This window comes from Pectobacterium aquaticum, from assembly GCF_003382565.3.
Classification (GTDB): domain Bacteria; phylum Pseudomonadota; class Gammaproteobacteria; order Enterobacterales; family Enterobacteriaceae; genus Pectobacterium; species Pectobacterium aquaticum.
The window spans coordinates 2,902,750-2,929,248 of the sequence record NZ_CP086253.1 but is presented as its reverse complement, the minus strand read 5'-3'; the positions used below and the strand labels follow the sequence as shown (position 1 = coordinate 2,929,248).

Sequence of the window (26,499 nt, the reverse complement as noted above, 5' to 3'; positions counted from 1 at the left end):
TTTAGGGGGAACACGGGGATGAGGTTCCCGCAGGGACGCCTCGCCCCGTGGTATACCCGTGTATCTCGATATTGCAGCAGGGATCAGTAATTTAATCCTCCCTTACGTGAAGGAGTAGATCAATGGATACGTGTCGCATCACCATGGCGCAGGCGCTGGTCAGGTTTCTCAACCAGCAATACCTCAGCGTAGACGGTGAAGAATCCCCCTTTGTGCAGGGCGTCATGACCATTTTTGGTCACGGCAATGTGCTGGGCATCGGCCAGGCACTGGAACAGGAGGCGAATCGTCTCACCGTGCATCAGGGGTGCAACGAACAGGGAATGGCACAGATCGCCGTTGGATTCGCTAAACAGCACAAGCGGCGGAAAATCTATGCGGTGACGTCGTCGGTGGGGCCGGGGGCGGCAAATATGGTGACTGCGGCGGCGACCGCCACCGCCAACCGCATTCCGGTACTACTGTTGCCGGGCGACCTCTTCGCCTGCCGACAGCCAGATCCGGTGTTGCAGCAGGTCGAGCAATATCACGATCTGTCGATCAGCACCAATGACTGCTTCAAACCCGTTTCCCGCTATTGGGATCGCATTAATCGCCCTGAACAACTGATGAGTGCGCTGATTAACGCCATGCGCGTGCTGACCGATCCGGCCGATACCGGCGCGGTGACGCTATGTTTACCGCAGGATGTGCAGGCGGAAGTCTGGGATTATCCGGCATCGTTTTTCCGCAAGCGCGTCCATCACCTCGAACGACGCCCGCCGGATGCGGCACGGTTGGATGAGGCGGCAGCGCTGATTGCGAAAAAGCGTCGTCCGATGCTGATTTGCGGCGGCGGTGTCCGTTATTCCGGCGCACATGAGGCGCTGGCGCAATTTGCCGAGCAATTTGCGATTCCGTTTGGCGAAACGCAGGCGGGTAAAGGTGCGATTGTGTCATCACATCCGCTGAACTGCGGCGGTATTGGCGTGACGGGCGGGCTGGCGGCGAATCGGCTGGCGCATGAGGCGGATCTGATTATCGGTATCGGGACGCGTTTAACCGATTTCACCACTGGCTCCAAGTCGCTGTTTCAGAACCCGAACGTCGAATTTTTACTGCTCAACGTTGCCGAGTTCGATGCGTTAAAACTGGATGCGCTACCCCTGATCGCCGATGCGCGTGTCGGGTTGGAAGCGCTGTCTGAACGGCTGGCGACGGCATCGTATCGTAGCGGCTGGCAGCAGGCCGTCGAACAGGCTCGTGCTGAATGGGAACGCGAGCTACAGCGGTTGTTTACCGTGCAGGATAGCGGTGAACTGGTGCCAGAAGTGGTGGATGGTCTGGAAGACAAGCTGGATGAATACCGCCAGATGCTGAATACCCACCTGACGCAAACGCGTGTGTTGGGCATTCTGAATGAGAAACTGGAAGACAACGCGATTGTGGTGGGAGCGGCGGGTTCGTTACCGGGCGATCTACAGCGCGTGTGGCAGGTGAAAACGCCGGACAGCTATCATCTGGAATATGGCTATTCCTGTATGGGATACGAGATTGCGGCGGCGATTGGTGCACGCCTTGCGGCACCGCAACAGCCGGTCTACGCGATGGTCGGCGACGGGTCTTATTTAATGCTGCATACCGAACTGCAAACGGCGGTACAGGAGGGCATCAAAATCACCGTGCTGCTATTCGATAACGCGGGCTTTGGTTGTATTAACAACCTGCAAATGAGTCAGGGAATGGGGAGCTTCTGTACGGAAAATCGCTACCGCGATGCGGAGTCGGGGCAACTGCGCGGCGCACTCATTCCGGTGGATTTCGCCAAGAATGCGGAAAGCTACGGCTGCAAAGCGTGGCGGGTGCATGATGAAGACTCGCTCAGGCAGGCGCTGACGGAATCACGTGAACATCCGGGACCAGTACTGCTCGATATCAAAGTACTGCCGAAGACCATGACGCACGGCTACGAATCCTGGTGGCGCACCGGTACGGCACAGGTTGCGGATAACCCAGAGATTGAGTCTGCCGCCAATAGCGTGAAAGCCGCGCTCTCCCGCGCACGGCAATATTAGGTGATCTCCCCTGCATCACTGTCTCTTATCTACAAATAACGCAAGGGTGCAAGTAGGGGGGCCGTAATCCGGCGTAAGAAATTATGCTGAGGAGATAGCAGGCTTAGGATGAGCCGCATGGACGCGGCGAAAGCTTGCGCCACGCCGGGAGCGTGTCGCAAGCGGTCCGTTAAGCCTGATGGCGACGAAGGTATCGCGTAGCGACATAATTTAGCCGGAAGCCAGGGTTCGCAGGGCGGCGACTGAGCGCCCTGCGTCGGGCGCGTGCTACGAGGTAGCATGGAATAGCAGTATTGTAGCGCACGAAACCTTCTCCTCGTTCGCATAAAATTTGACGAAGGGACAGCCTGTGCAGATAACGTTTGCGATCTTTAGTGCTGCCTAATCCTTCCTCTAGATTCCCGAATTAAATTGAAACATCCATTTCATTTTCAAACCGCGGTTTCATTTTTCCCTCCTTTTTACGCCAGCGCCTGACCGATCCTCTGATATTCCTGTATACCGGCACAGACATACTCATTCGATGTGTGATTGGGGTTGCAGAAAACAGCGAAGATGTCATGAAAATGTTAACTGGCGCGCAAAAACATAATTTTCAATTTATACAAAACTGAAATAAATGTTTTATTTTATCTATCAGGATTCGCGGTAAAGAGCGGGTGATGGGGCTGGGGAGAATGCGACTAGCCGTTATCCGTCACTTTTTCAGTCTGGCATTACACGCCACTCAGGCAGCAAGGGAGCATCTATGTTTAACATCGCTTTACTGGGCGCGGGCCGCATCGGCCAGGTCCATGCAGTGAACATCGCGGCACACAAAGAAACCAACCTGCACGCGGTGGTCGATCCCAACCCGGCAAATGCCACGGTGCTGGCAGAACGTTATCATACCAAAGTAAAAACGGTTGACGAGGTCATGAGCGATCCGGCGGTGCACGCCGTCCTGATTGCCTCCGCGACCGACACGCACGCCGACCTGATTGAGCTGGCTGCCAAACACGGCAAAGCCATTTTCTGTGAAAAACCGGTGCACCTGGATATTGCCCGGGTTCGCGATTGCCTGACCGTCGTCAAACAGCAGAACGTACCATTGTTTGTCGGCTTCAATCGCCGCTACGACCCGCAATTCCGCCGCGTCAAAACGCTGGCGGGTGAAGGCCGTATCGGCAAGCCGGAATCTCTCCTGATTATCTCCCGCGATCCGTCGCCGCCGCCTGCTGAGTATGTCCGCGTTTCCGGCGGTATGTTCCGCGACATGACGATCCATGATTTCGATATGGCGCGCTTCATTATGGGCGAAGAGCCGGTGTCGGTCTTTGCACAAGGCAGTAATTTGGTCGATCCGGCGATTGGTGAAGCGGGCGACATCGATACCGCATTCATCGTGCTGAAATTCGCCTCTGGCGCGATGGCGACCATCGTCAACAGCCGCCGCTCCGGCTACGGCTACGATCAGCGCCTCGAACTGCATGGCGCGAAAGGCGTGCTCAGCGCGGGCAACATCCGCGAAAACGTGGTCGAGCAGTGGACCGACGACGGCTGTCTGGCGGCGAAACCCGAATACTTCTTCCTGCAACGCTATCACGCCGCCTACGCGGCAGAGTGGCAGCACTTTGTCGACGTACTGAATGGCCGCACACAGCCGGAATGCTCCGGGCTGGACGGTGAGCGTGCACTGAATCTGGCGGATAAAGCCTTTGAATCACTGGCTCAAGGCAAGGAGGTCGCCGTGTAACCGTATCGGCATTGGCACATCGCGTTTTACCTGCTTTCAACCCTACACCCATACTCATAACAGAAGCAGAGAAAAGACATATGAAAAAGATCATCAGCGTTTCCGCAATCGCCATCGCACTGGGTCTGTCTGGTTTTGCTCAGGCCCAAAATGAACAAATCGTTTTCAGTACGCCGAATCTCGCTATGCCGTTTGAAGTACACATGCAGCGCACCGCCGTTAAAGCCGCCAAAGAACTGGGCGTGAATTTGCAGGTGCTGGATGGGCAGGGTAGCTCACCGAAGCAGGCCGCCGACTTGGAAAATGCCATTACGCGTGGGGCACAGGGCTTCGTAGTGTCACCGAATGACGTCAACGCGGTGTCCAGCGCGGTTACCGATATTCAGGATGCCAAGCTACCGGTGGTGACGCTGGATCGTTCGGTAAAAACAGAGAAAGCGGTGCCGCACTTTGGTGCCAATAACTACAAAGGCGGTCAGGCGATTGCCGACTATGTCAAAACCAAATTCCCGAATGGCGCAGAGATCATTCTGCTGACCGGTCAACCGGGTTCGTCTTCTAACATCGAGCGTACGCAGGGGATTCGCGACAGCCTGAAAGCAGGCGGGAGCAAATACCACATCGTCGCAGACCAGACGGGGAACTGGATGCGTTCCGAAGGGATGCGCATTGTTGAAAGTGTATTTCCTTCGCTGCCTAAACGCCCGCAGGTGATCCTCTCTGCGAACGACGACATGGCGCTGGGTGCGATTGAAGCGTTACAAGGGCAAGGTCTGAAACCCGGTGACGTAATGGTGACCGGCTTTGACGCCGTGCCGGAAGCGCTGGCTCGCGTACGCGACGGTTGGCTGGCGGTAACTGCCGATCAACGTCCGGGCTACGCGGTGACGACCGCACTGACGCAGTTGACCAATAACATCCGCAGTAAAGCGCCTATCACCGGGGCCGACTACCAACCGACCATGATTACCAAAGATAACCTGAACGATGCCGAACGTATTGGCGAAGCGGGTAAATAAATCGCTCTCTACATAACAGGTATTCAGCAGGCCGCGTCCGCGCGGCCTTGCGGGAGGAAGGTAAACATGACGGAACCCCTACTGAACATTACCAATTTGGCAAAGAGTTTCTCCGGTGTTTGGGCGCTGAGCAACGCGCAGTTGACCGTACAGCCGGGAGAGATTCATGCGCTATTGGGAGAAAACGGCGCGGGCAAATCGACACTGTTGAAGGCGCTGGCAGGGGCGCAGCCGCAGACCAGCGGCGATATCTGGTTTGGTGGCGAGACGCTGTTACCGCTTGAATCGCCCGTGGAGCGCCAAAAGCGGGGGATTATCACCATTTATCAGGAATTTAATCTGCTGCCCAATATGAGCGTGGCGGAGAACATGTTCCTGGGACGCGAACCGCAGCGTAGTAGCGTATTCGTGGACGCGCTGGCGGTGAATCGCGAGGCGAAAGCGGTACTGGATTATCTGAAATTGAACATTGCGCCGACGACGCAGGTCGCGCGTTTGAGCGTGGCGCAGCAGCAGATGGTGGAAATCGCCAGAGCGCTGACGCTGAACGCCAAGCTGATTGTGATGGACGAACCGTCGGCGGCGCTGAGCGACAGTGAAGTTGACAGCCTGCACCGCGTGGTGCGCGAGCTGAAAGGGCGCGGTGTGAGCGTGGTGTATGTCACGCACCGGCTGCACGAAGTCTTCCAGCTGTGCGATCGGTTTACCGTCTTTCAGGACGGCCGCTACACCGGTTCTGGGGATGTCGCCAGCACGAATGTGCAGGAGATTATTCGCCTGATGGTCGGCCGTGACGTGGTGTTTAACCGCCGTCCGCCTGCGGAAACGCATCATCAGGATAAGCCGGTACGGCTGGCGGTGAAGGGCTTAAGCCGGGAAAAACCGCCGCTGGATGCGCACGGCATTGCGCTAAAGGACATCAGCTTTCAGGTGCATGCGGGCGAAGTGCTCGGTATTGCCGGGCTGGTGGGCGCAGGACGTACGGAAATCGCGCGTTGCCTGTTTGGTGCCGACGCGTTCTCTACCGGTGAATTTGTGCTGGATGACGAACCCTATTATCCCTCTACACCGCTGCATGCGTTGTCGCAAGGCATCGCGCTGGTGCCGGAAGATCGCAAGAAAGAGGGCGCGGTGCTGGGGCTGTCGATCAGGGAAAATATCTCGCTATCTAACCTCTCGTCGCTGATGCGCTGGCGCTGGTTTGTCGACATCCGTAAGGAGGACGACCTGATCGAGGCCTATCGTCAGGCGCTGCACATCAAAATGGTGAACAGCGAGCAGGAGGTGCGCAAGCTGTCGGGCGGGAACCAGCAAAAGGTGATTCTTGCCCGCTGTATGGCGCTGAACCCCAAAGTATTGATCGTGGATGAGCCCACGCGCGGCATCGATGTTGGCACCAAGTCCGAAGTGCATCAGGTGTTGTTCGATATGGCGAAACGGGGCGTCGCCGTGATTGTGATTTCCTCCGACCTGCCGGAGATCATGGCGATTTCCGACCGCATTATCACGCTCAGCGAAGGGCGGATTAGCGGGGAAATTCATGGCGATGACGCCACAGAAGAAAAACTGATGACGATGATGGCCATTTGCCACGACGCATTACACGCAGCATAACGGAGGTGACGCATGTCCCAGCAGCCGCTTTCTAAGAGCATTACGCCGTCCAATTCGCGTGGACGTTTTGACCCGATTGCCTTTTTTGAACGCTTTGGCGTGTTTATTTTCATGATTCTGCTGCTGATCTTCTTTCAGTCGCAGAACAGTAACTTCCTGTCCGAACGCAACATCACCAACATCCTGACCGAAGTCTCCATCTACGGGATCATGGCCGTAGGGATGACGTTCGTCATTTTGACTGCCGGGATCGACCTGTCCGTCGGCTCGATTCTGGCGGTGTGCGCCATCACCGCCGCTTCGGTCATTAAAGGCGACAACTTCACCACCGTCGATCCGGATGCCTGGTACGGCTTGAGCTGGCTGGTTGCATTGGGCGTCTGTCTGGCGATGGGCACCTTCATTGGTTTCCTGCATGGGTTGGGTGTCACCAAACTGCGTCTGCCGCCGTTCATCGTCACGCTGGGCGGGATGACGATCTGGCGCGGGTTAACGCTGGTAATGAACGACGGCGCGCCAATTGCCGGTTTCGACCCCGGCTATCGCTGGTGGGGACGAGGCGAAATTCTCGGTATTTCGGTGCCGATCTGGATCTTCGCGCTGGTCGCCTTGCTGGGTTATCTCGCGCTGCATAAAACCCGCTGGGGTCGCTTTGTATACGCCATCGGCGGCAACACCGAAGCCGCGCGTCTGGCCGGGGTGAATGTGCAACGCGTGCTGGTCAGCGTCTACATCGTGATTGGCTGTCTGGCCGGACTGGCGGGCTTTATTCTCAGCGCCCGTCTCGGCAGCGCCGAAGCGGTTGCGGGGATCACCTTCGAGCTGCGCGTTATCGCCTCGGTGGTCATTGGCGGCACATCGCTGATGGGCGGCTACGGCCGGATAAGCGGCACGATTATCGGCTCGATCATCATGGGGATCCTGATTAACGGACTGGTGTTGATGAACGTATCGGCTTACTACCAGCAGATTATCACCGGGTTAATTATCGTGCTGGCCGTGGCGTTCGACACCTACGCCAAGAGCCGTCGCGGCGCTATTTGAGCCGCACCCGTACCGACTCTTTTTTCGCACCGAGGTGGATATGAAGGATGTACGCATTGGGTTAATCGGCACCGGCTATATCGGTCGTGCGCATGCCATCGCCTACGCGCAGGCGCCGACGGTCTTCCCGCTGAAAGGCAATCTGGTGAAGGCGATGCTGGCAGAAGTGTCGCCGGAACTGGCGGCCAAACGGGCACAGGAGTTTGGCTTCCAGCGCTCAACGGGGGACTGGCGTGCGCTGGTGGCGGACCCAGGCATTGACGTGGTGGATATCTGCGCGCCGAATTTTCTGCATAAAACGATGGCGATGGCGGCCATCCAGCACGGCAAGCACGTTTACTCGGAAAAACCGCTGGCGCTGAACGCGCGTGATGCCCGAGAAATGGTCGATGCCGCGCAGCAGGCGGGCGTGAAAACGCTGGTGGGGTTCAACTACATGAAGAACCCGACCTCACAGCTGGCCAAAGAGATTATCGCCAGCGGCGAGATTGGCGAAGTGGTGCATTTTTACGGCACGCATAACGAAGATTATCTGGCCGATCCGAATAAACCCGCCGACTGGCACTGTTTTAAAGAAACGGCAGGGCTGGGGGCGCTGGGGGATCTGGCGGCGCATATCGTCAACATGGCACAGTATCTGGTGGGGGATATCGCCAGCGTCTGCGGCGATCTGCAAACGGTGATTACGCAGCGTCCAACGGCACCGAGCAGCAGCGAATTAGTACAGGTGGAGAATGAAGATCAGGCGCATGCGATGGTGCGGTTTGTCAGCGGCGCACGCGGCGTGATTGAAACGTCGCGCATCGCCTGCGGCCGCAAAATGGGCCTGACCTACGTGGTCACTGGCACCAAAGGCACGCTGAGTTTCACGCAGGAACGTATGGCAGAGCTGAAACTCTATCGACATGACGACCCAGAGAACCGGCAGGGATTCAAAACGCTGCTGACTGGGCCGCAGCATCCTGACTATGCGGCCTTCTGCGCCAGCGCCGGACACGGTATTGGATTTAACGATCAGAAAACGGTAGAGGTGCGCGATCTGATCGACGGTATTGCGGCTGACGTCCCCATGTGGCCGGATTTCGAAGAGGGCTGGAAAGTCTCGCGAGTTCTGGATGCGATCGTGCAGTCACACGAAACGGCGCGCTGGGTGAATGTGGACGAGGTGGGCTAATCAGCCAGCTGACGTGATTTCTTCTTTTTATACCCGTCATACTTCAAGTTGCATGTGCGTTGGCCGCGTTCAGTCACCCGAATCACTTACTCAAGTAAGCTCATCGGGACTCCTTCGCTTGCCGCCTGCCTGAAACTCGAATTATTTAGGGTATATAAGGCTTTTTTACGCGACTTTTTTACAGGATTGGCCGCTATGAGTAAGGAAAAGACGTTTGATGTGATTTGCATGGGGCGCGTTGCTGTCGATCTGTACGGGCAGCAAATCGGCGCGCGTCTGGAAGATATGGGCAGTTTTGCCAAGTATCTGGGTGGGTCGTCCGGCAACGTGGCTTACGGCACGGCACGACAAGGGCTGCGTTCTTCTATGTTGGCGCGGGTGGGCGACGAGCATATGGGGCGCTTCCTGCGTGAAGAGCTGAATCAGGTCGGCTGCGATACCAGCCATTTAATTACCGATAAGGAACGTCTGACGGCGCTGGTGCTGTTGGGCATCAAAGATCGCGATACCTTTCCGCTGATTTTCTACCGCGACAACTGCGCCGATATGGCGATCTCAGCGGAGGATTTCACCGAGGATTACATTGCGTCGTCACGCTGTCTGGCGATTACCGGCACGCATCTCTCCCATCCGAATACGCGCGAAGCGGTGCTAACGGCGCTGCAATACGCGCGGCGCAACGGGGTGAAAACGGCGCTGGATATCGATTACCGTCCGGTGCTGTGGGGGCTGACGTCGCTAGGCGATGGCGAAACCCGTTTTGTTGAAGCGCAGGCGGTCACGGAGCAGTTGCAGCAGGTGCTGTCGCTGTTCGACGTGATTGTCGGCACCGAGGAGGAGTTCCACATTGCGGGCGGCAGCACGGATACCTTGCAGGCGCTACGCGCGGTGCGGCAGCACACGCAGGCGGAACTGGTGTGTAAACGCGGGGCGCTGGGTTGCTCGGTGTTTAGCGACGAGATTCCTGACCATCTGGATAAAGGCATCACGATTAAAGGCGTGCGCGTGGATGTGCTGAACGTGCTGGGGGCGGGCGATGCGTTTATGTCCGGCCTGCTGCGTGGTTATCTCAACGGTGAAGGCTGGGAGAAAGCCTGTGCGTACGCTAATGCCTGCGGTGCGCTGGTGGTGTCACGCCACGGCTGTGCCCCAGCGATGCCAAGCAAGATCGAACTGGATAACTATTTAGCACGGGCGGCGAGCGTGCCGCGTCCCGATCTGGACGAAGAGCTTAACCATCTGCACCGCGTTACGACACGGCGTAAACAGTGGCATGAGCTGTGCGTGATCGCGTTCGATCACCGCAGCCAACTGGAAGACATGGCGCTGAACTGCGGTACTGAAATCAGCCGTATTCCGGCACTGAAAAAGCTGATTCTGCGTGCCAGCTATGACGCAGCACAACAGGCGGGGCTGGAAGGTAAAGCCGGTCTGCTGTGTGACGGCACGTTCGGGCAGGATGCGCTGAACGACATCACCGGAAAAGGCTGGTGGATTGGCCGACCGATTGAGCTGCCGGGATCGCGCCCGTTAATGATGGAGCGCGGCAATATTGGCTCACAACTGGTGAGCTGGCCGCTGGAGCACGTAGTGAAATGTCTGGTGTTCTTCCACCCGGAAGATGCCCACGCGCTACGGCGCGAGCAGGAAATGAAGGTGATAGAGGTCTATCAGGCCTGTCGTCAATCCGGCCATGAACTGCTGCTTGAAGTCATTCTGCCCGCGGGGATGCCGCACAGCGATGCGTTTTATCTACGTGCGATTCAACGCTTCTACAACCTCGGCGTGCGGCCAGACTGGTGGAAACTGCCGCCGCTGTCTGCCGCAGGCTGGGAACAACTCACGCCGCTGCTGGCACAGCGCGATCCTTACTGTCGGGGCGTGGTCATTCTGGGGCTGGATGCGCCGTTGGAAACATTACAACAAGGCTTCAGTGCCGCCGTGGGTTTCCCGATTGTCAAAGGCTTTGCCGTCGGCCGCACCCTGTTTGCCCAGCCCGCGCAAAAGTGGCTGCGTAACGAGATCGATGACGCCGAATTGATTGAGCAAGTTAAACATAACTACCTGCAACTGATCGCCGTTTGGCGTCAGCGCGGTTAACCCATTCCTCTGTGTTTGAATAAGGGACATAACATGAGCGTTCAACTTGGTATTAATCCACTCACCTGGACCAATGACGATCTGCCTTCTCTGGGCGCGGACACCCCGCTGGAAACCTGTCTGAGCGAAGGACGGCAGGCCGGTTTTGCCGGTTTTGAATTAGGTAATAAATTCCCGCGTCAGGCCAGCGTGCTGGGGCCGATCCTGCAAGCGCACGATCTGCGCTTAGTCTCCGGCTGGTATTCCGGCGAACTGCTCACTCGTTCAGTAGAAGAAGAAATTGAAGCGGTGCAGGGGCATCTGACGTTGCTGCGCGACCTCGGTGCGACGGTGCTGGTGTTTGCCGAAGTGACGGGCGCGATTCACGGCGACCAACAGAAACCGGTTCATCTGCGCCCGCGTTTCCCCGAAGAGCGCTGGCCGGAATACGGCAAAAAGCTGACCGAGTTTGCGCGCTACACGCAAAGTCAGGGCGTGCAGATTGCCTATCATCACCATATGGGCACGGTGATTGAAAGCGCGCAGGACGTAGATAATCTAATGGAACATACCGGGCCGGAAGTCGGGCTGCTGCTGGATACCGGACACTTGACGTTCGCGGGTGCCGATCCGGTGGCGGTGGCGACGCGCTGGATTAACCGCATCAATCACGTTCACTGTAAAGACATTCGTCCAGACGTGCTGAAAGACGTGAAAAACCGCAAGACCAGTTTTCTGGACGCGGTGCTGAGCGGCGTCTTTACCGTACCGGGCGATGGTTGCGTCGATTATCCGGCGGTGTTCAGCGTCCTGAAAGCCCATAATTATAGCGGGTGGCTGGTGGTCGAAGCGGAACAGGATCCGGCTGTTGCGCATCCGCTGACGTACGCGACGCTAGGCTACAATAACTTGCAACGTTTCGCCCAGCAGGCGGAATTGATCTGATTCGTGGTGATATCCCCCGCATCTTCAAGCTGCCAGTAGATCAACGTGCAGGCAGTTTGAAATCGGGGGAGATAAGGAGGCAAAAGATGTCCCGACTATTATCACGCCATCGCGTCCCTGACGAACACGGGCGGACGCAGCACATCACACCGGAAACGGCGGGTTGGCGCTACGTGGGGTTCGAGGTATATCAATTGGCACCGGAACAAGTGCTATCGCTGCCCGCCAGCGATAACGAACGCTGTTTGGTGCTGGTCAGCGGCAAGGCAACGGTGGTCACGCCGAGTGAGCGCTTTGAGCAGATTGGCGACAGAATGAGCCCGTTTGAGCGCAGAAAACCCTATGCGGTTTATGTCACGACGGGAGAGACGATTACGGTGGCGGCACACACGGCGCTGGAGCTGGCAGTTTGCGCCGCACCGGGATTCGGCACGCATCCGACCCGGCTGATCGCGCCGCAGGATATTGACGCGGAGCAGCGTGGTGTCGGCAATAACCAGCGCTATGTGCATAATATTTTGCCGGAGGACAAAGCGGCAGACAGCCTGCTGGTGGTCGAAGTGTACACCGATGAAGGCTGCACCAGCTCTTATCCCAGCCACAAGCACGATGTCGATAATCCGCCGCAGGAAACCTATCTGGAAGAAACCTACTACCATCGTTTGAATCCAGAACAGGGATTCTGCCTGCAACGCGTCTATACCGATGACCGTTCATTAGATGAATGTATGGCGGTCTACAATAGGGATGTGGTGCAGGTGCCGCGCGGCTACCATCCGGTCGCCACCCTTGCAGGCTATGACAGCTACTATCTGAATGTGATGGCCGGCCCGACGCGCCAGTGGCGTTTCACCTGGGAAGCGGATCATCAGTGGATCAACAGTCCCGAGTATGCGGAGAAGCACAGGCAGGGATAGCAATAATCGTATTGCCCTAAGGTGATAGTGAACGTATCTGGCATAGCGCCTCTCTGTTTTGCGGGGCGTATGCCAGTTTTACGTTTGGTCAGTGCATTTTCTCATTTAAACCTACCGTTTCTATTAGGCTACTCGTTATATTGCCTCGCAAGCACCATAAGGAATGGCGGTAAGGGAATTCATGGATGACATAAAAATCTCTGCATTGGCGGAGGCTGTTGCTGAGGCGATAAAGGATATTGTTTATAACGCGATCACTGCTGGCCTGATGAAATCGGTGACCCCTGCAGTATTTTTTACGGCAGGCTCTCCCGGTGCTGGCAAGTCTGAGTTGATTAACCAAAGGCTCCGCGTTTTTTCTAATATTCTGGTGATAGATGCTGATGAATTTCGTCGACTATTGCCTTACTACGAAGAAACCAATGCGCCACTCTTTCAACGTGCAGCATCGAATCTTGTTGAATATATCTACATGAAAGCGACAGCCGAAGGCTTAGACATCATCATGGATTCAAATTTTGCGAGTTTTAAGAACGCTGAGTTCAATCTCTCTCTGGCTTTAGGTCGTGGTTATTTAACGGCTATTGATTATGTCTATTTGGATCCTGCACTCGCTTGGGCGTATGCCAGACAGCGAAAGCGCAAAGTACCGTTGAGTGTACTAAAGAATAACTTCATGAAGTGTCGCTCGACGATTAAGAGGGTGTTGAAGGATGAACGATTTATAGGAAGGGTACAGGTGACGGTGTATTACCGTGAAAAAGACTTTACGCAGCCCAATAAATTTAACGTTACTCGTATCAGAAATATTAAAACAGAGACGGAGTTTTTGAATTCGCATCGCTGTCCCTACACTAAACTTGCCCACCTTAATGTCATCGCTGTATAATAAACATCCAGATTTAAGGAGCGATTATGTCATCAAAATCCGAAGCCATACGGGAGAGAAATGCGTTTTCTCTTGCTGATCTCTATGGTGAAGACATTTCCCCTGATGCCGCAGATGCTGACATGGTTGCTTTCGAGCGTTCTATGGATGATATGCTCCCTGCATTACTTTCCGCGAATGCAGAGAAAACGGGTCTCGCCACCGATCTGCTGAGAAAAAAACTTGTCGTTGCCGCTAAAGGTTTAGCTAAAACTGATGAGATTGCTTTAGTTGAACATATTGTTTTGGTGGAAAATTCAGGAATGCACAGGGATAGTGAAACGAGGCGTCGACGGAATAAACCGGTATTCGCTTCCAGATTCAAAAGTAAGTAATAAATCGGCTTCACATCAGAAGCCGATTTCAGTTCATCGAACCGCATTACCATTCTCTTTGTAGATTGCTCTGTTTCTCGCGTTGTTCCCGCCATTCCAACGTGCCTGCTTTCAAATAGCCAATGTGGCTGGCCATCAGTTCGGCTTCCTGTTCGCTGTGCGTGACTAAGAGTGCGGTTTGTCCGGCATCGCGTAGGATGTCGCGCACTTCCTGTCCCAGTCGTTTGCGGCTGTCGGGGTCGAGGCTGGATAGCGGTTCATCGAGCAGCAGGACGGCAGGCTGCGGGGCCAGTGCTCGCGCGAGTGCAATACGCTGCTGTTGTCCACCGGACATTTCATGCGGATAGCGCTGTGCCAGCGAGACGAGATCGACCAGCTCAAGCATGGCGCGCACGCGCGACTGCTGGAGATCTTTCGGCTGTTTTCTCAGGCCAAAGGCAATATTCTGCGCGGCGGTCAGGTGGGGAAACAGGGCATAGTCCTGAAACACCATCCCGACGTTGCGCTGTTCCGGCGGCAGATGCACGGCCGGGCCCGCCACGCAGCGTCCGCCGACGTGAATCGTTCCCTGAGTCAGGTGCTCAAAACCCGCAATCGCGCGTAAAGCCGTGGTTTTACCGCATCCTGATGCGCCCAGCAGACAGGCCAGTTCACCCGCGGCAACTTCCATGGAAAAACCGTTCAGCACGTGATGCACATTGTGCTTGTGCCCGTAGGCGACGTGGACATTATTCAGAACGAGTGTAGCCTCAGACACCTTGACTCTTCCTCATGATTTTCATTCTTTCTCAACCGACGTTTTTAGCTGGCTGCGAGCCAGCAGCACAACGGGGAGCGTACCCGCCAGCACAATCAGCAGTGCGGCAATCGCGCCCTCTTCGTAGGTGCCTCTGGCGGCTTCGGCATACAGAACGGTTGCCAATGTTTCGAAATTAACCGGCCGCAGCAGCAGTGTGGCGGGGAGTTCTTTCATTGCGTCGGCAAACACCAGCAGCGCACTGGTCACCAGCGCAGGGCGCAGTAGGGGAAGGTGCACGCGGAAAAAGGTGACGAATTCACTTTCGCCCAGCAGGCGCGATGCCTGTTCCATCACGGGCGGAATGCGCGTCAGCCCAGCATCAAGCGCACCAATCCCAATCGCCATAAAGCGAATGGCGCAGCAGACCACCAGCAGGATACCGGCGGAAAGCAGTGGCAATCCTTTATAGCCAATCAATTCAGCGAGAAAATTATCCGTCGCCATACTGGGCGTCAGCATGCCAATCGCCAGTACCGTACCGGGTACGGCATAGCCCAGCGAGGCGATTCTCAATAGGGTGCGGCGGCGCTCCGGTGAGCGGTCAGCGATGGCGGAATGACGGGCATACCACGCAATAATCAGGCTGACGAACGTGACGACCAGCGTGACGCCAACGGCCAGCAGAAGCGAGTTCTGCAATGACTGTATCAGGCCAGCGGAGATCGTCACGCTATCGCCCAGCCGCTTAGCGCTTTCCCATGCCAGAAAGAGGGCAGGGGCGATGAAGCCGAGCAGGATAGGCAACGCGGTCGCACAGGTCGCCAGCCAAGCGCGTACCCCTTTCAGCGGGGCGGGTAGAATGCCGCGCATCTGTCGGCTGGTGCCGTAGCGCTGGTTTTTCCGGCCGTAATATTCCAGTGTCAGCAGCAGGATAACCACCGTCAGCATCGTGCAGGCAATCTGCGCGGCGGCGGGTAAATCCGAACGGGTGACCCAGGTAGTGTAAACCGTCACGGTCAGCGTATTCACCCCAAGGAATTCGGAGGCGCCAATATCATTCAGCGTTTCCAGCAAGGCCAGGCTGGTGCCAACGGCCAGCGCAGGGCGCGCCATCGGCAAGGCGACGTGCAGGAAGGTGCCTGTTGCGCTCAATCCCAGCGTGCGTGCGGCCTCCAGCAGGTGTGCGGGCTGGCTGATAAACATTGCGCGCATCGTCAGATAAACGTACGGATAGAGCACCAACCCGAGTAGCAGAATTGCACCCGTCATAGAACGCAGGTCCGGCAGGCGGAACTGACGCGGGCTGTCGTAGCCCAGCACACTGCGGATCGCTTCCTGAATCGGCCCGATAGGATGCAGCAGATCGAGCCAGGCAAAAGCGACAATATAGGTTGGCATCGCCAGCGGCAGCAGCAGCGCCCAACTGACGAACTGTCTGCCGGGGAAATCAAACGCCGTCACCAGCCAGGCGCAGCCAGCACCAATCACCATGACGAGTGCGCCGACGCCGACGAGCAGAAGCAGCGTGTTGAGTGCGGCATCGGGCAGCACGTAGCGCATCAGGTGATCCCAATGGCCGACGCCTGCGCCAGCGGCTAGCCAAAGCAGGGAAACCAGCGGAGCCAGTACGCCGAGAGCAATGACCACGGCAGCGATGCGAAGCGGAGAAAAAAAGAGGCGCGGCCGCCCGAAGGCGCCGCGCAGGGTTGACGAACCGGTCTTATTGATCGAATCCAACTTTATCTACCAACTGACTGGCCTGTTTACGGAATTTAACGATGTCGGTCAGCGGAATGCTATCCACAGTAACGTCACCAATCGTGCTGCCAATGGTGGAATCCAGCGTGACGCCTTTGCGAACCGGATATTCGTAGTTTGCCTGAGCGTAGATCTGCTGAGCCGGAGCGGAGACCAGATATTCCATCAATTTCACGGCTTGATCTTTATGCGGCGCGTGACGTGCAACGGCTGCACCGCTGATATTGACGTGTGTGCCGCCGTTTTCAAAGGTAGGCTGAACGACTTTGATGGCATCGCCCCATTTGCGGGCGTCGGTGCCTTCTTTGGCATTCTTCATGTGGCCGACATAATAAGAGTTCGCCAGACCCACATCGCAGATGCCGCCGAGGATATCTCGCGCAACGTCGCGGTCGCCACCGGTGGCTTTACGCGCCAGATTGTCTTTGACACCGCGCAGCCAGGTTTCGGTTTTGGCTTCACCGTGGTGGGCGATCATCGCGGCAATCAGTGCGGTATTGTAAGGGTGTTGACCCGCGCGGATACACACCTTGCCTTTCCATTTCGGATCGGCCAGATTTTCGTAAGTAATGCCGGTAAGCGGCAGTGATTTTTCTGCATAGAGCACGCGAGAGCGCATCGACAGACCAAACCATTGGTTATCTTTGTCGCGCAGCGCTGCTGGGATAGCCTCGGTTAATGCACTGGACTGAATCGGCTGTGTGACACCGGCATCTACCAGATCGATCAGGTTACCGGCATCAACGGTCATCAGCAGGTCAGCCGGTGAGTTTTGGCCTTCTGCCTTCACACGCTCCAGCATGCCGTCTTTGATGAACACGGTATTGACTTTAACCGACGTCTCTTTGGTGAACGCATCCAGCAGCGGCTGAATCAGGCCGGGTTCACGCGTGGTGTAAAGCGTCAGAGAGTCGTCTGCGGCAGCAGCAGGCAGGGCATAGGCAACCATTAGCGATGACGCTAATGTCAGCAGGCGCGCTTTTTTGCGCAGAACAGACAGCGTTTTTGACATGTTATTATCTTCTCCAGAGTGAATGTGATGCGTAACTGAATAAAATAAGGAGATATTTTCGGCAGGTGACTAAAACAATATATGATAATCACTCTTGTTTGCAATCTCATTAACGCGATTTATTCACTATCGTGATGGGAGTCAACATACTCACTCCTCAGGAGCGATCTCGGTTTTATTTGTCAGCATCTCGATAAAAACCGTAATGATTGGCTGTCTTGAGTAAGGTTATTGCTACGGCGTCTGGCTTTCGGCCAGCCTGCTGATATGCATGGTCAGCCAGGTAAGCTCTTCTTTCGGCAAGGCCATCTGGTATTTTTCCTGCACGTAATCCCTGATGGCCCAAGAGATCGCCATCGCTTCAGGGTAGTGTTTCAGCAGTTCCTGATAGAAATCGTCCGTGCGTCCCGGTGCGATTTTGCGGGCAATCACTCGTTCGGAGAAATAACGCAGATGGGTGATAAAGCGCAGGTAATCGACGGCGTTGACATCGATATTCTTGTTTAATTTGTAGCGGACAATCTCTGCCAGACGATTCACCAGTTGAACCTGCTGGTGGGCATCGGCAATTTCGGCGCTGCCAGCGGCATTAATGAGGTGAAACGCAATGTTGATGGCTTCGTCATCGGGTAGCGTGACGTTAAAGCGCGCCGACACGTGATCTTTTGCCTGCACGCCGAGGGCGTACTCTTTTTGGTAATAGCGTTTCACTTCCCAACTGAGCTTATTGATGAAGTGGTTGCCCGTTTTACAGCGTTCAACCGCAAAATAGAGATGTTCCGCCAGCGTAAAGAACAGCACTGAATTCAGTTTTTCGGCGTACTGACTTTGCGCCAGCGTGACGATCTCATGGGTGATATCAAAAAAAGCCGCAGGAATCGTGTCGGTCAATGAAAGAAAATGCCGTGATTTCAGGTTTTCCAGCGGAATGAAAACCTGCTCAACGTGCGTCACATCAATCAATGAACCGGGTCTGGCACCAAATCCGATGCCTTTACCCAACAGGATCATCTCCTGCTGTTCATGGTCGACTAACAGCATGCTGTTATTTAACGCTTTTTTCACTTTAATCACGTTTTTCTTCCAATCATGCTGGTTTTCTCATTACGTTTTTCCAATCACAGTCATGTCCTGTCATTGCACACGTAGTCTGCGGTAGCGCTGTCTGTCAGGTGAGGTCGGCACCGTTGGTCGCGATGACTTTCTGATACCAGTAGAACGAATCCTTCCTCAGTCGTGCCAGAGAACCGTTGCCCTCATCATCCTGATCGACATAGATAAAGCCATAGCGTTTGGACATTTGTGACGTGCCCGCGCTGATGATGTCAATTGCTCCCCAACTGGTGAACCCCATCAGTTCAACGCCTTCGCCAATCGCTTCACGCATTTGCTCGAAATGTGAACGGAAGTAGTCAACGCGGTAAGGATCGTGGATTTTCCCGTTTTCGACAACGTCTTTTGCACCCAGCCCATTTTCGACAATAAACAGCGGCTTTTGGTAGCGATCGTAAAGCTCCAGCAGGGAAATTTTCAGCCCGACAGGGTCGATCTGCCATCCCCAGTCTGAGGCTGGCAGGTACGGGTTTTTCACGCCCAGAACGGTATTGCCCGGAATTCTCTCGGCGTCCGGCTGCGTGGATTCGGTGAGCGACATGTAATAGCTGAACGACACAAAATCAACGGTGTGCTGCTTGAGAATGGCCAGATCGTCGGGCTGCATGGTGAGGTGAATGCCACGTCGTTCAAGGTCGCGCTTGATGAGCGGCGGATATTCACCGAACACCTGCACATCGGCATAAAAGTAGTTTTCGAGATTCTTTTTCAGCGCGGCTTCGACATCTTCCGGGCGGCAGGAGTGCGGATAGGTCGTCAGCTTGGTCAGCATGCAACCGACCTGGCTGCCTGGGATCTTCTCATGGCAGTCGCGGGTGACGAGGGCAGAAGCAACAAACTGGTGGTGCAGCCCCTGATAAATATCCTGCTTGGCCTGCCCCGGCGCGCTTTTTTCTTCACGGATACCCGCGGTGGTAAACGGATGACGATGGATACTGTCGATCTCGTTAAAGGTCAGCCAGTAGCGCACCAGATCCTTATAGCGATCGAAGCAGACATTGCTGAAGCGTACGAAGGCATCCAACACGTTGCGGTGCACCCAGCCATTGTATTTCTCACTCAGCGCCAGCGGCATTTCGTAGTGTGAAAGCGTCACCAGCGGTTCGATGCCGTGTTTGCGCATCTCGCGGAACAGATCGTCGTAAAACTGTAAACCAGCCTCATTCGGCGCGCTGTCTTCTCCGGTTGGAAAGATGCGCGACCAGGCGATAGAGACGCGCAGCACCTTGAAGCCCATTTCGGCACACAGCGCCAGATCGCCTTGGTAGCGGTGATAAAAATCGATGCCGCGTCGTTTGGGATAGAACGCGTCATTTTTTCCGTTGAGCGCATCGGCGATATTTTCGTCCGTCAGCGCCATGTGGGCATGGTAATTTTTCAGATCGAGATTCGGCTTCCAGGTAATGGCGTCCGCGACCGACGGCCCCTTGCCGTCTTCATTCCATGCGCCTTCGGCCTGATTCGCGGCAATCGCGCCGCCCCATAAAAAGTGTTCCGGGAATGCGATGTTTTTATCCATTACACAGACTCCTTTAAGGTCATGATGATGGTGTGGGGAGGGATGACGACGTCAGTGGCTTCCGGTATCACGCGAAAGCGCTCGCTGTTGGTGATAACCATCATGACGACGGGATCGTAACCGGCGGCGATGAGGCTATCGAGGTCAAATTCAACGAGGATATCACCAGTATTAACCTGTTGGCCGGCCGTGACTTTCGGCTGAAAGCCCTGACCATTGAGTTTGATGGTATCAATGCCGATATGGAAAATCAGTTCAGCACCGCTGTCGGTGAGCATGCTGACAGCGTGGCCGGTTTCAAATACGTTCTCAATGGTGCCGTTCGCGGGCGCATAAAGCACACCTTTCTCGGGGATGATGGCGATGCCGTCACCCATAATCCGTTTGGAGAAAATCTCGTCATTCACGTTGTCCAGCGGAATCACTTTTCCTTCAATCGGGCTGGTGAACTGGCATTCGGTAATCGCGTGATGGCTTTCTTCTACGGTGACGAGAGGCTTCTCTTCCCGCCAGAGGAACAGGGCGGAGAGAAAGGCGATGACAAAAGAGAGCACGGCACCGGCGATGGCATAGACGATGTTCCAGCTGTTTTCCGGTGAGATAAACATGGAGATGCTAGCCAGGCCGGGGCCAACCAGCGCAAAGGCTTCAATCGCCATCCATCCGATAAACGCGCCGCCGACCAAGCTACCTGCGATCACGCTGTAGAGCGCCTTTTTATTCAGTAGCGTAATCCCGTACAGCGCGGGTTCGGTAATGCCGAACAGGGCGGAAATACCGGCTGAAAGCGCCGTCGATTTTAGCGTTTTGTCTTTACTCTTGAGCGCAATTGCCATACAGGCACCTGATTCGGCAATGTTGTGCGCAAGCGACGCGGGCAGATAGAGCATTTCCTTGCCAAACTGGCTCATGGAGGACACGGCATAAGGCAGCATGGGCTTATGCATCCCCGAGGCCACCATAAAGGGCAGCGCAGCGGCGAGCAACCCCGTTGCCACAAAGCCCAACTTGCTGTACAGCCAGAGGATCACGCTAGCCAGACCCGCACCGAGTTCATAACCGAGCGGGCCAAGAACCAACAGCGTGACGGGAACTGTGACCAACAGCGACAGCATCGGTGACAGGAAAATGCGCAGGGAGCTCGGCGAGTAGCGATTAAAGAGCTTTTCGGTTTGCGCATAGAAAATGACGCACAGAATCGCCGGGAAAACCTGCGACGCGTAAGCGACGTTTTTCAGGTCGAAGGAGAGAAATTCCGCACCGTCCGCCAACTGTTTAGACATGGCCGGCAGCACCATGACAGAGACGGCGGAAACGGCGACCAATACATTCACTTTCAGCTTCATCGCGGTGGTAATACCCACCAGGATCGGCAGAAAATAGAGTGGGGCGGAACCGATATTATCCAGCACTTTATACGTTGAGCTGTCTTTGGTGAGCCAACCGAGCAAATCCAGCAGCAGTAACAGCGATTTGAGCACGCCGCCGCCAGCAATCGCAGGCACCAGCGGCTGAAAAACGCTGATGATAAAATCGATAACAAAAGCGGTGCGATTGGTTTTTGCTGGCACGGCGCGATCTGTTTTCTTACGGCCTGCCGCGAGGTTCTGCACCGCCTCGTACACCTGCATCACTTCGCTGCCGATAATCACCTGACACTGTACGTTAACCCGAACGCCCAGCACGCCCGGTACCTTTTCCAGTTCGTTCTGGTTTACCTGGCTGTTGTCATAAAGGCTTAGCCGTAGCCGTGTAGAACAGTGTTCAATATGCTCAATGTTGTCAATTCCACCGACTAACGTGATGATTTTTTCCGCAGTGGTGGTGTAGGCTGTCGCGTTATTATCTGCTGCTGTATGGCTCATACGACGATTCCCCTGATCCAGAAACGAAAAAAGACCTGAAGCTCTTCCCATGATGCTGAGTGGGAAAGCTTCAGGTCTTGCCTAGAAAACTAGTTACACGCCTGTGCTGCTGTTGTAAGTCCTCGCACGCGGGAAAGTCAAACAGATCGTGCTGCCTTAATGGGTAAGTGTGATGGCAATAGCAGAATGGAGGGCTTAGCCTGACGGCGCCGATGAATCTCAGGCATGTTGCATAAAATAGGGGGCTTTTTAATCGATGATAAACAACATTACTCGCTGGAAGCGATGTTTTCTCAGGCCGGGAATGACCACCAGCAGGTGTTGATTGTGTTCATTGACCTCGATGGCTTTAAAAAAATTAACGACCAGTTCGGCCACGAAGCCGGTGATATCTTCTTGCAAGAGGTGGGGCGACGCTTGCTGGCGTGGGGGAATCCGGGTGATGTCGTCGGGCGTCTTGGTGGTGATGAATTTGTCTTTGCCCGTATGGTCAACGTTGCGCCGGGAGAGAATGAATGCGTGATTGCTTCCTTAAGAGACGACATTACGCCTTTGTTGCAGGGGAGCTATTCTCTCGGTAAGGCCAGTTCGCTCGGTTCGGTCAATATTGAATATTTAGGCGCAAGCATAGGGATTGTCACGGCAGATCCTTCCGTCGATGAACCGGATGGTATGATCCGCCGAGCGGATGCTGCTATGTACGCCAATAAAGTCACACGAAAAAAAGATCAAACCCGCGCTTTTGGCGTCATCACAGCACAGTCGTAAATGCCTGTGCAGGTGTAATTATCAGGCATCTTTGGTGGCATCCAGAGTGAGTTTGCCATCTTCTAAGTGAAGCTTGGTGGGGGAAAGGAGCTCAAACAGGCGGTTGAACGGATCGGCGTCTTTGCCTGATTCCCCAGTCATAAAGTTGAAGTCCATTTCTATCAGGTACTTCAGACGTGGTACATAGCCTTCAGGTGCCTGTGCTTGTTCGATTAATGGCAGACTCTCATGGTGATCTAACACCATTTTGAAAAATTCGGTTTGTTTAAACTCGCCGCGATTCCACTCCAGTTTGCTTTGTGCTATGGCCATTGTGCGCCACACTTGCTCCTGGTCATAAGCCTCGCTCCAGGCTGCACGCCGCTCATTCACTGTAAAGGTTCCGCTGTCGTCATAGGTAATCAGCGCCAGCTGTTCACGAGACAAGCCTTTGAAGGGGTTACTTCCTTGACCATTGGTATACGCTGTAGCTTGTTTCGCTCTGGCTAATCGCTCGGGGTCATCACTATTGGGGACTTCCGCATCGTGGGTTTTTCTGTTGTTGGCGTAATTCACACCGAGAATTTCATTATGCGCACTTTTGGCCTTGGCCGCCAATGCATTGCGATCGTTTGTTGCATCTCTGGCTTCGGCCCTGACGGCGGCATCGCTGAGCTGTTTTGCCAGTGTGGTAATGCCGCTATTTTTTTTATTTGAATAACCATCAGACGCTGTAGACGCAGACTGTGTGCTTTCGGATACATTTTCCTGCTTTTTTATCGAGCGACTGTCATTGGTGGACTGCGCATCTGCCACCGTACTTTTTGAAAGGCCATTGAAGTTAATCATTCGTTCTTCTCACTCGTTGTGATTAAGGGATAAGTAACGACTCATGTTGCTTACCCCTATTCATAAAAAATGCCTGAGTGGTTGCTCAGCTATTTTTCAGTACGGGTGTTATCTCATGGTAATTTCTACATCTGAGTCGTGAGTATTGACGTTGGCATACGTCACCCTCAGGTCACAGCGTGCGCCGTTGCTAGGCGTGGTGCTCTTAGTCCATTGGGGGATTTTATTTCCCAACACATACTTCACAGTATACGTCATATCAAACTGGCAGACTTTGGCCCCAACTTTGTAACGAACATGCATTGAACCGACGTCACTGATTGGATTGGAGATCGTATATTGATTTGAATTCCCAGACTTGACGAATTCACTCGGTGTAGGTGACGCATTCGCCTGTGAAAAAACTTCTGCTGTCGTCGTTGGCGAAAAAATGGCATCCGGAGCGCTGGATGCGCCAAGATTCTTAAAGGTGACATTGAATTTCGGGCCCGCATTAGCAGCTGCTGATGCAAAAAGGGCTGTCATGAATAGTGAGGACAACAGAATATTGCTTGATTTCATTTGAAAAAACTCCATGTATTTTCATCTGCGACTACAGTCTTTTTATTCTTTCTATCCTGCTACGTGGAAGACGACGCTGTGTGCTGTAGCCATAAACGCAGGCAGACCACGTGATTTGATAATAAATCGGCATTATATAAAAAATGTTTAAGTATTTATGGTTATTTTAATAACGCTTTATAGGCTTTTAAAATATATTTAATTTCTCTTCTTAATTTAATCACGCTAATAATATTCATTGTAATTATTAATTTACACTTTGCTTCTCCAGAATGAGATGATTGTGTTATACGAACCGCTATAGACAGGATTTTCTTACTTAATTAGATAGCAAGATAATTATAACTTGGCTATTTTTCAGGGTTAGCGAACGATGCGGATAAACAGTGTGGAGATATCGATGGTTACCTTGGTAAGCCTGTGTTGTGGCATGAATGGCTATTTTGAATAATCGAAGAGTAGGGTACAGGGGCGCTCGTTAAGTCAAAAGACATCCAGCGCCTGTTTTTTAAATGAGTAGGGGTACGAAAGGTAACGCTTAAATAATCAATCCGCGCTGCGGAAAACCAATGCACATGCAACTTGAAGTATGGCGAGTCTATACTTTTTTACCAGCCACAGACGTTAGTCTCTTCATCCGCATCGTAGCCACGCACGATATTAACCAGATCTTTTACTGCGTCAGCTGAAATCGTCTTGTCTTTTAATTCTTCGACCGTAGCGAGATCTTTATCAACGGATACGCCGTTATTATTATTCGTGACGGTTAGTAAAAATCCTTTGTTATTTTCACTGGTTGAAGGTAATTCGTTGAGTAATTCCACGACTGCACCTGCGGCGAAATCTGGCACATAAAAAGCCATCGGTTTAAGATAAGCTTTTTCTGCTTTTTTATTATTTTCTCGATTCAATAGTGTTAATGAATAACCTTTATTTTCACTTGTCATTATGTTTACCTCAACCTTCTATCAGAATTTTTGGATCGACATAAAAATCTACGTTAAATAGCGTGTCATCAGATAACGCTTCGATTCTGTGCCATTTTTCTGGCGGGAATACACCAAATTGTCCGGCTTCAATAGTCAGCGTTTCGACGGGCTCAGGGCTTGTCCCATCGGCATAACCATAATAACGAATTGTCCCTTGCATCACGCACAAGCGTGGGTAGACGCCTTGCCGTGTCCCTACATCCAAATGGCGCTTCCAGATAGACGCTGGGGCTGTTTCTTTTGTCCAGAAAGGCGTTGTACGGGTATGAACATAATTCGCGGGTATAACAATTCGTTCCATGTTTAAACCTCATGCTTTACCCAGCCACATTGCAGGGCGGGAAGGGAAAAACCATATAGTGCATATCATATACCTCTTTTAATGTTTGTGAATTATTTTCTGCTAATTAATTTTTTACAATACCGTAATACTTCGCGGAAAGGCCACATTATCAGGGAGCAACGCTTCTCTCTTTGGTTATTTATCTGACTTAATTGGAGGAGATGAAAACTAACATCAAGGAATAGTCACATTAAGTTATTTTTTATGCTCCCCTCTATTAGAGATATTGGGTATAAAAACACCCTCATTGGTACTCAATTAGGGTTATTGTTAAAAATAAATAAAAGAGTAAAAATGAAAAAATATAACACTACTCGATAATGAGGTCTTAGCTCAAATGAAAAAGAACGTAAAACTCAGTTCGTTTTATTATGGCTTCCCAGTTTTCCTTGTTACGACGACGGATAAGAACAACGGAAGTATCAATGTTGCTTCTGTATCGTCGTCAATTTCTCTCGGAGATAAAATTATTATCGGTGTCACAAAAGGAAGTAAGACCTGCAGTAATTTATTATCCGGATCTGATGTTGTGATTAATATTCCTGATTACAAACTGTGGGAGAAAGTTGAAGCGCTGGGTAAATTGACTGGGAGCAATACGCTGTCTGAAGGTCAGATTAAATGGGGCGTTCAGGTCTGCCACGATAAATTCTCCAAAGTCGGCCTTCACACTGAAGCCTCTACCGATATTACACCGCCTCGGGTGATTGAATGCCCTATCCAGGCGGAATGTAAGACCGTTAGCACGACGGACAAAGGGCGTTTTATTCTTGTCGAACTGGATATTGTGAATGTCTGGGTGGAGAGCGAGCTATTAGGATCAAATGATGTCATCGACTCGTCAAAATGGAAGCCTCTGATTTACAACTTCCGCGAATACGACACGACGGGCGATGCATTAGGTTTTAATTTTAAATACGGGCATTAATCTTATTGAGAGAGCGGTATCATTCATCCCTGAAATACGACCCCGTCTAAGATCCGCTCCACTCTTTTTTCGGTGCGCCAGCGTTTGAAAACTCACACAAACTTGCCGAAGAATTTGTGCCATCGGATATGGCAGCGCTTCAACATGTTCTGTTCGATCACATTCTGAACGACTGGCGAGATGTATTTCCCTGAAAAATCCAGCGTCCGACACTGGTGGTGTCCGGCGAACA

The 26,499-nt window shown here is 53.5% G+C and carries 23 protein-coding genes; 13 read left to right on the top strand and 10 right to left on the bottom strand.

From position 1 onward, the window contains the following. Positions 1-122: 122 nt before the first annotated feature. The 11 genes from iolD to DMB82_RS13590 all read left to right on the top strand — a co-directional run bounded on the left by iolD (position 123) and on the right by DMB82_RS13590 (position 13,844). A complete protein-coding gene (gene iolD / locus DMB82_RS13640; RefSeq protein ID WP_116162201.1) occupies positions 123-2,054 on the top strand; it encodes a 3D-(3,5/4)-trihydroxycyclohexane-1,2-dione acylhydrolase (decyclizing) in 1,932 nt (643 codons plus the stop codon). Between the two features lie 748 nt (positions 2,055-2,802). Next, positions 2,803-3,789 (top strand): inositol 2-dehydrogenase, encoded by a 987-nt coding sequence (iolG, locus tag DMB82_RS13635; protein ID WP_116162203.1) that lies wholly within the window; start codon positions 2,803-2,805, stop codon positions 3,787-3,789. A gap of 80 nt (positions 3,790-3,869) precedes the next feature. Further along, positions 3,870-4,808 carry a substrate-binding domain-containing protein gene (locus DMB82_RS13630; RefSeq protein WP_102116574.1) on the top strand — a complete coding sequence of 313 codons (939 nt, stop codon included), beginning with the start codon at positions 3,870-3,872 and terminating at the stop codon, positions 4,806-4,808. Positions 4,809-4,874: 66 nt separating this feature from the next. After that, positions 4,875-6,422, top strand: coding sequence for a sugar ABC transporter ATP-binding protein (locus DMB82_RS13625; protein ID WP_039540701.1), 1,548 nt, complete (start codon positions 4,875-4,877; stop codon positions 6,420-6,422). Positions 6,423-6,434: 12 nt separating this feature from the next. Next, positions 6,435-7,466, top strand: coding sequence for an ABC transporter permease (locus DMB82_RS13620; protein ID WP_116162205.1), 1,032 nt, complete (start codon positions 6,435-6,437; stop codon positions 7,464-7,466). 40 nt (positions 7,467-7,506) lie between these two features. Further along, positions 7,507-8,640, top strand: a complete 1,134-nt coding sequence (locus tag DMB82_RS13615) for a Gfo/Idh/MocA family protein (protein ID WP_116162207.1) — start codon at positions 7,507-7,509, stop codon at positions 8,638-8,640. Positions 8,641-8,835: 195 nt separating this feature from the next. After that, a complete protein-coding gene (locus tag DMB82_RS13610) occupies positions 8,836-10,740 on the top strand; it encodes a bifunctional 5-dehydro-2-deoxygluconokinase/5-dehydro-2-deoxyphosphogluconate aldolase (RefSeq protein WP_116162209.1) in 1,905 nt (634 codons plus the stop codon). A gap of 33 nt (positions 10,741-10,773) precedes the next feature. Beyond that, positions 10,774-11,664, top strand: a complete 891-nt coding sequence (gene iolE, locus DMB82_RS13605; RefSeq protein ID WP_116162211.1) for a myo-inosose-2 dehydratase — start codon at positions 10,774-10,776, stop codon at positions 11,662-11,664. An 86-nt stretch (positions 11,665-11,750) separates the two neighbouring features. Continuing rightward, on the top strand, positions 11,751-12,581 hold the full coding sequence (iolB, locus tag DMB82_RS13600) for a 5-deoxy-glucuronate isomerase (RefSeq protein ID WP_116162213.1): 831 nt from the start codon (positions 11,751-11,753) through the stop codon (positions 12,579-12,581). A gap of 181 nt (positions 12,582-12,762) precedes the next feature. Beyond that, positions 12,763-13,470, top strand: a complete 708-nt coding sequence (locus DMB82_RS13595; RefSeq protein WP_167469125.1) for a zeta toxin family protein — start codon at positions 12,763-12,765, stop codon at positions 13,468-13,470. A gap of 26 nt (positions 13,471-13,496) precedes the next feature. After that, the gene (locus DMB82_RS13590; RefSeq protein ID WP_102116568.1) at positions 13,497-13,844 is read left to right on the top strand and encodes a hypothetical protein; all 348 of its coding nucleotides are present in this window, start codon (positions 13,497-13,499) and stop codon (positions 13,842-13,844) included. Between the two features lie 46 nt (positions 13,845-13,890). Here the strand turns inward: DMB82_RS13590 and DMB82_RS13585 are convergent, their stop codons facing one another. From DMB82_RS13585 to DMB82_RS13560, 6 genes are all read right to left on the bottom strand, one after another. Continuing rightward, the gene (locus tag DMB82_RS13585; protein ID WP_102116567.1) at positions 13,891-14,601 is read right to left on the bottom strand and encodes an ABC transporter ATP-binding protein; all 711 of its coding nucleotides are present in this window, start codon (positions 14,599-14,601) and stop codon (positions 13,891-13,893) included. Positions 14,602-14,622: 21 nt separating this feature from the next. Then, positions 14,623-16,320: an ABC transporter permease gene (locus tag DMB82_RS13580; protein WP_116162215.1), complete on the bottom strand. Its 1,698-nt coding sequence runs from the start codon at positions 16,318-16,320 to the stop codon at positions 14,623-14,625. Then, a complete protein-coding gene (locus DMB82_RS13575) occupies positions 16,304-17,353 on the bottom strand; it encodes a Fe(3+) ABC transporter substrate-binding protein (RefSeq protein WP_102116565.1) in 1,050 nt (349 codons plus the stop codon). The genes DMB82_RS13580 and DMB82_RS13575 overlap by 17 nt, the downstream gene beginning before the upstream one ends. Before the next feature lie 234 nt (positions 17,354-17,587). Further along, complete coding sequence (locus tag DMB82_RS13570) at positions 17,588-18,427, bottom strand: PRD domain-containing protein (RefSeq protein WP_116162217.1); 840 nt, start codon at positions 18,425-18,427, stop codon at positions 17,588-17,590. Between the two features lie 94 nt (positions 18,428-18,521). Next, positions 18,522-19,985 carry a glycoside hydrolase family 1 protein gene (locus DMB82_RS13565; protein ID WP_116162219.1) on the bottom strand — a complete coding sequence of 488 codons (1,464 nt, stop codon included), beginning with the start codon at positions 19,983-19,985 and terminating at the stop codon, positions 18,522-18,524. After that, positions 19,985-21,850, bottom strand: a complete 1,866-nt coding sequence (locus tag DMB82_RS13560) for a beta-glucoside-specific PTS transporter subunit IIABC (protein WP_116162221.1) — start codon at positions 21,848-21,850, stop codon at positions 19,985-19,987. The genes DMB82_RS13565 and DMB82_RS13560 overlap by 1 nt, the downstream gene beginning before the upstream one ends. Before the next feature lie 225 nt (positions 21,851-22,075). Between DMB82_RS13560 and DMB82_RS13555 the strand changes: the two genes are divergently transcribed. After that, positions 22,076-22,618, top strand: coding sequence for a GGDEF domain-containing protein (locus DMB82_RS13555; protein ID WP_228399996.1), 543 nt, complete (start codon positions 22,076-22,078; stop codon positions 22,616-22,618). Positions 22,619-22,639: 21 nt separating this feature from the next. Here the strand turns inward: DMB82_RS13555 and DMB82_RS13550 are convergent, their stop codons facing one another. The 4 genes from DMB82_RS13550 to DMB82_RS13535 form a co-directional block, all read right to left on the bottom strand. Continuing rightward, on the bottom strand, positions 22,640-23,446 hold the full coding sequence (locus tag DMB82_RS13550; RefSeq protein ID WP_116162223.1) for a hypothetical protein: 807 nt from the start codon (positions 23,444-23,446) through the stop codon (positions 22,640-22,642). A 108-nt stretch (positions 23,447-23,554) separates the two neighbouring features. Then, positions 23,555-24,007 carry a hypothetical protein gene (locus DMB82_RS13545; protein ID WP_039487680.1) on the bottom strand — a complete coding sequence of 151 codons (453 nt, stop codon included), beginning with the start codon at positions 24,005-24,007 and terminating at the stop codon, positions 23,555-23,557. Between the two features lie 608 nt (positions 24,008-24,615). Then, a complete protein-coding gene (locus tag DMB82_RS13540; RefSeq protein ID WP_116162225.1) occupies positions 24,616-24,954 on the bottom strand; it encodes a DUF1869 domain-containing protein in 339 nt (112 codons plus the stop codon). 10 nt (positions 24,955-24,964) lie between these two features. Continuing rightward, positions 24,965-25,297 (bottom strand): TehB family protein, encoded by a 333-nt coding sequence (locus DMB82_RS13535; RefSeq protein WP_116162227.1) that lies wholly within the window; start codon positions 25,295-25,297, stop codon positions 24,965-24,967. A gap of 379 nt (positions 25,298-25,676) precedes the next feature. On the opposite strand from DMB82_RS13535, the gene DMB82_RS13530 reads away from it, so the two are divergent. Further along, positions 25,677-26,267, top strand: a complete 591-nt coding sequence (locus DMB82_RS13530) for a flavin reductase family protein (RefSeq protein ID WP_102116559.1) — start codon at positions 25,677-25,679, stop codon at positions 26,265-26,267. The last annotated feature ends 232 nt before the right edge of the window (positions 26,268-26,499 follow it).

What these genes read in the sequence shown, in the direction of transcription:
- DMB82_RS13535 (WP_116162227.1), bottom strand. Translation starts at nt 25,297, where the DNA reads ATGGAACGAATTGTTATACCCGCGAATTATGTTCATACCCGTACAACG.
- iolB (WP_116162213.1), top strand. Translation starts at nt 11,751, where the DNA reads ATGTCCCGACTATTATCACGCCATCGCGTCCCTGACGAACACGGGCGG.
- DMB82_RS13590 (WP_102116568.1), top strand. Translation starts at nt 13,497, where the DNA reads ATGTCATCAAAATCCGAAGCCATACGGGAGAGAAATGCGTTTTCTCTT.
- DMB82_RS13540 (WP_116162225.1), bottom strand. Translation starts at nt 24,954, where the DNA reads ATGACAAGTGAAAATAAAGGTTATTCATTAACACTATTGAATCGAGAA.
- DMB82_RS13615 (WP_116162207.1), top strand. Translation starts at nt 7,507, where the DNA reads ATGAAGGATGTACGCATTGGGTTAATCGGCACCGGCTATATCGGTCGT.
- DMB82_RS13545 (WP_039487680.1), bottom strand. Translation starts at nt 24,007, where the DNA reads ATGAAATCAAGCAATATTCTGTTGTCCTCACTATTCATGACAGCCCTT.
- DMB82_RS13560 (WP_116162221.1), bottom strand. Translation starts at nt 21,850, where the DNA reads ATGAGCCATACAGCAGCAGATAATAACGCGACAGCCTACACCACCACT.
- DMB82_RS13565 (WP_116162219.1), bottom strand. Translation starts at nt 19,985, where the DNA reads ATGGATAAAAACATCGCATTCCCGGAACACTTTTTATGGGGCGGCGCG.
- DMB82_RS13595 (WP_167469125.1), top strand. Translation starts at nt 12,763, where the DNA reads ATGGATGACATAAAAATCTCTGCATTGGCGGAGGCTGTTGCTGAGGCG.
- iolE (WP_116162211.1), top strand. Translation starts at nt 10,774, where the DNA reads ATGAGCGTTCAACTTGGTATTAATCCACTCACCTGGACCAATGACGAT.
- DMB82_RS13555 (WP_228399996.1), top strand. Translation starts at nt 22,076, where the DNA reads ATGTTGCATAAAATAGGGGGCTTTTTAATCGATGATAAACAACATTAC.
- DMB82_RS13610 (WP_116162209.1), top strand. Translation starts at nt 8,836, where the DNA reads ATGAGTAAGGAAAAGACGTTTGATGTGATTTGCATGGGGCGCGTTGCT.
- DMB82_RS13550 (WP_116162223.1), bottom strand. Translation starts at nt 23,446, where the DNA reads ATGATTAACTTCAATGGCCTTTCAAAAAGTACGGTGGCAGATGCGCAG.
- DMB82_RS13630 (WP_102116574.1), top strand. Translation starts at nt 3,870, where the DNA reads ATGAAAAAGATCATCAGCGTTTCCGCAATCGCCATCGCACTGGGTCTG.
- iolG (WP_116162203.1), top strand. Translation starts at nt 2,803, where the DNA reads ATGTTTAACATCGCTTTACTGGGCGCGGGCCGCATCGGCCAGGTCCAT.
- DMB82_RS13530 (WP_102116559.1), top strand. Translation starts at nt 25,677, where the DNA reads ATGAAAAAGAACGTAAAACTCAGTTCGTTTTATTATGGCTTCCCAGTT.
- DMB82_RS13575 (WP_102116565.1), bottom strand. Translation starts at nt 17,353, where the DNA reads ATGTCAAAAACGCTGTCTGTTCTGCGCAAAAAAGCGCGCCTGCTGACA.
- DMB82_RS13625 (WP_039540701.1), top strand. Translation starts at nt 4,875, where the DNA reads ATGACGGAACCCCTACTGAACATTACCAATTTGGCAAAGAGTTTCTCC.
- DMB82_RS13620 (WP_116162205.1), top strand. Translation starts at nt 6,435, where the DNA reads ATGTCCCAGCAGCCGCTTTCTAAGAGCATTACGCCGTCCAATTCGCGT.
- iolD (WP_116162201.1), top strand. Translation starts at nt 123, where the DNA reads ATGGATACGTGTCGCATCACCATGGCGCAGGCGCTGGTCAGGTTTCTC.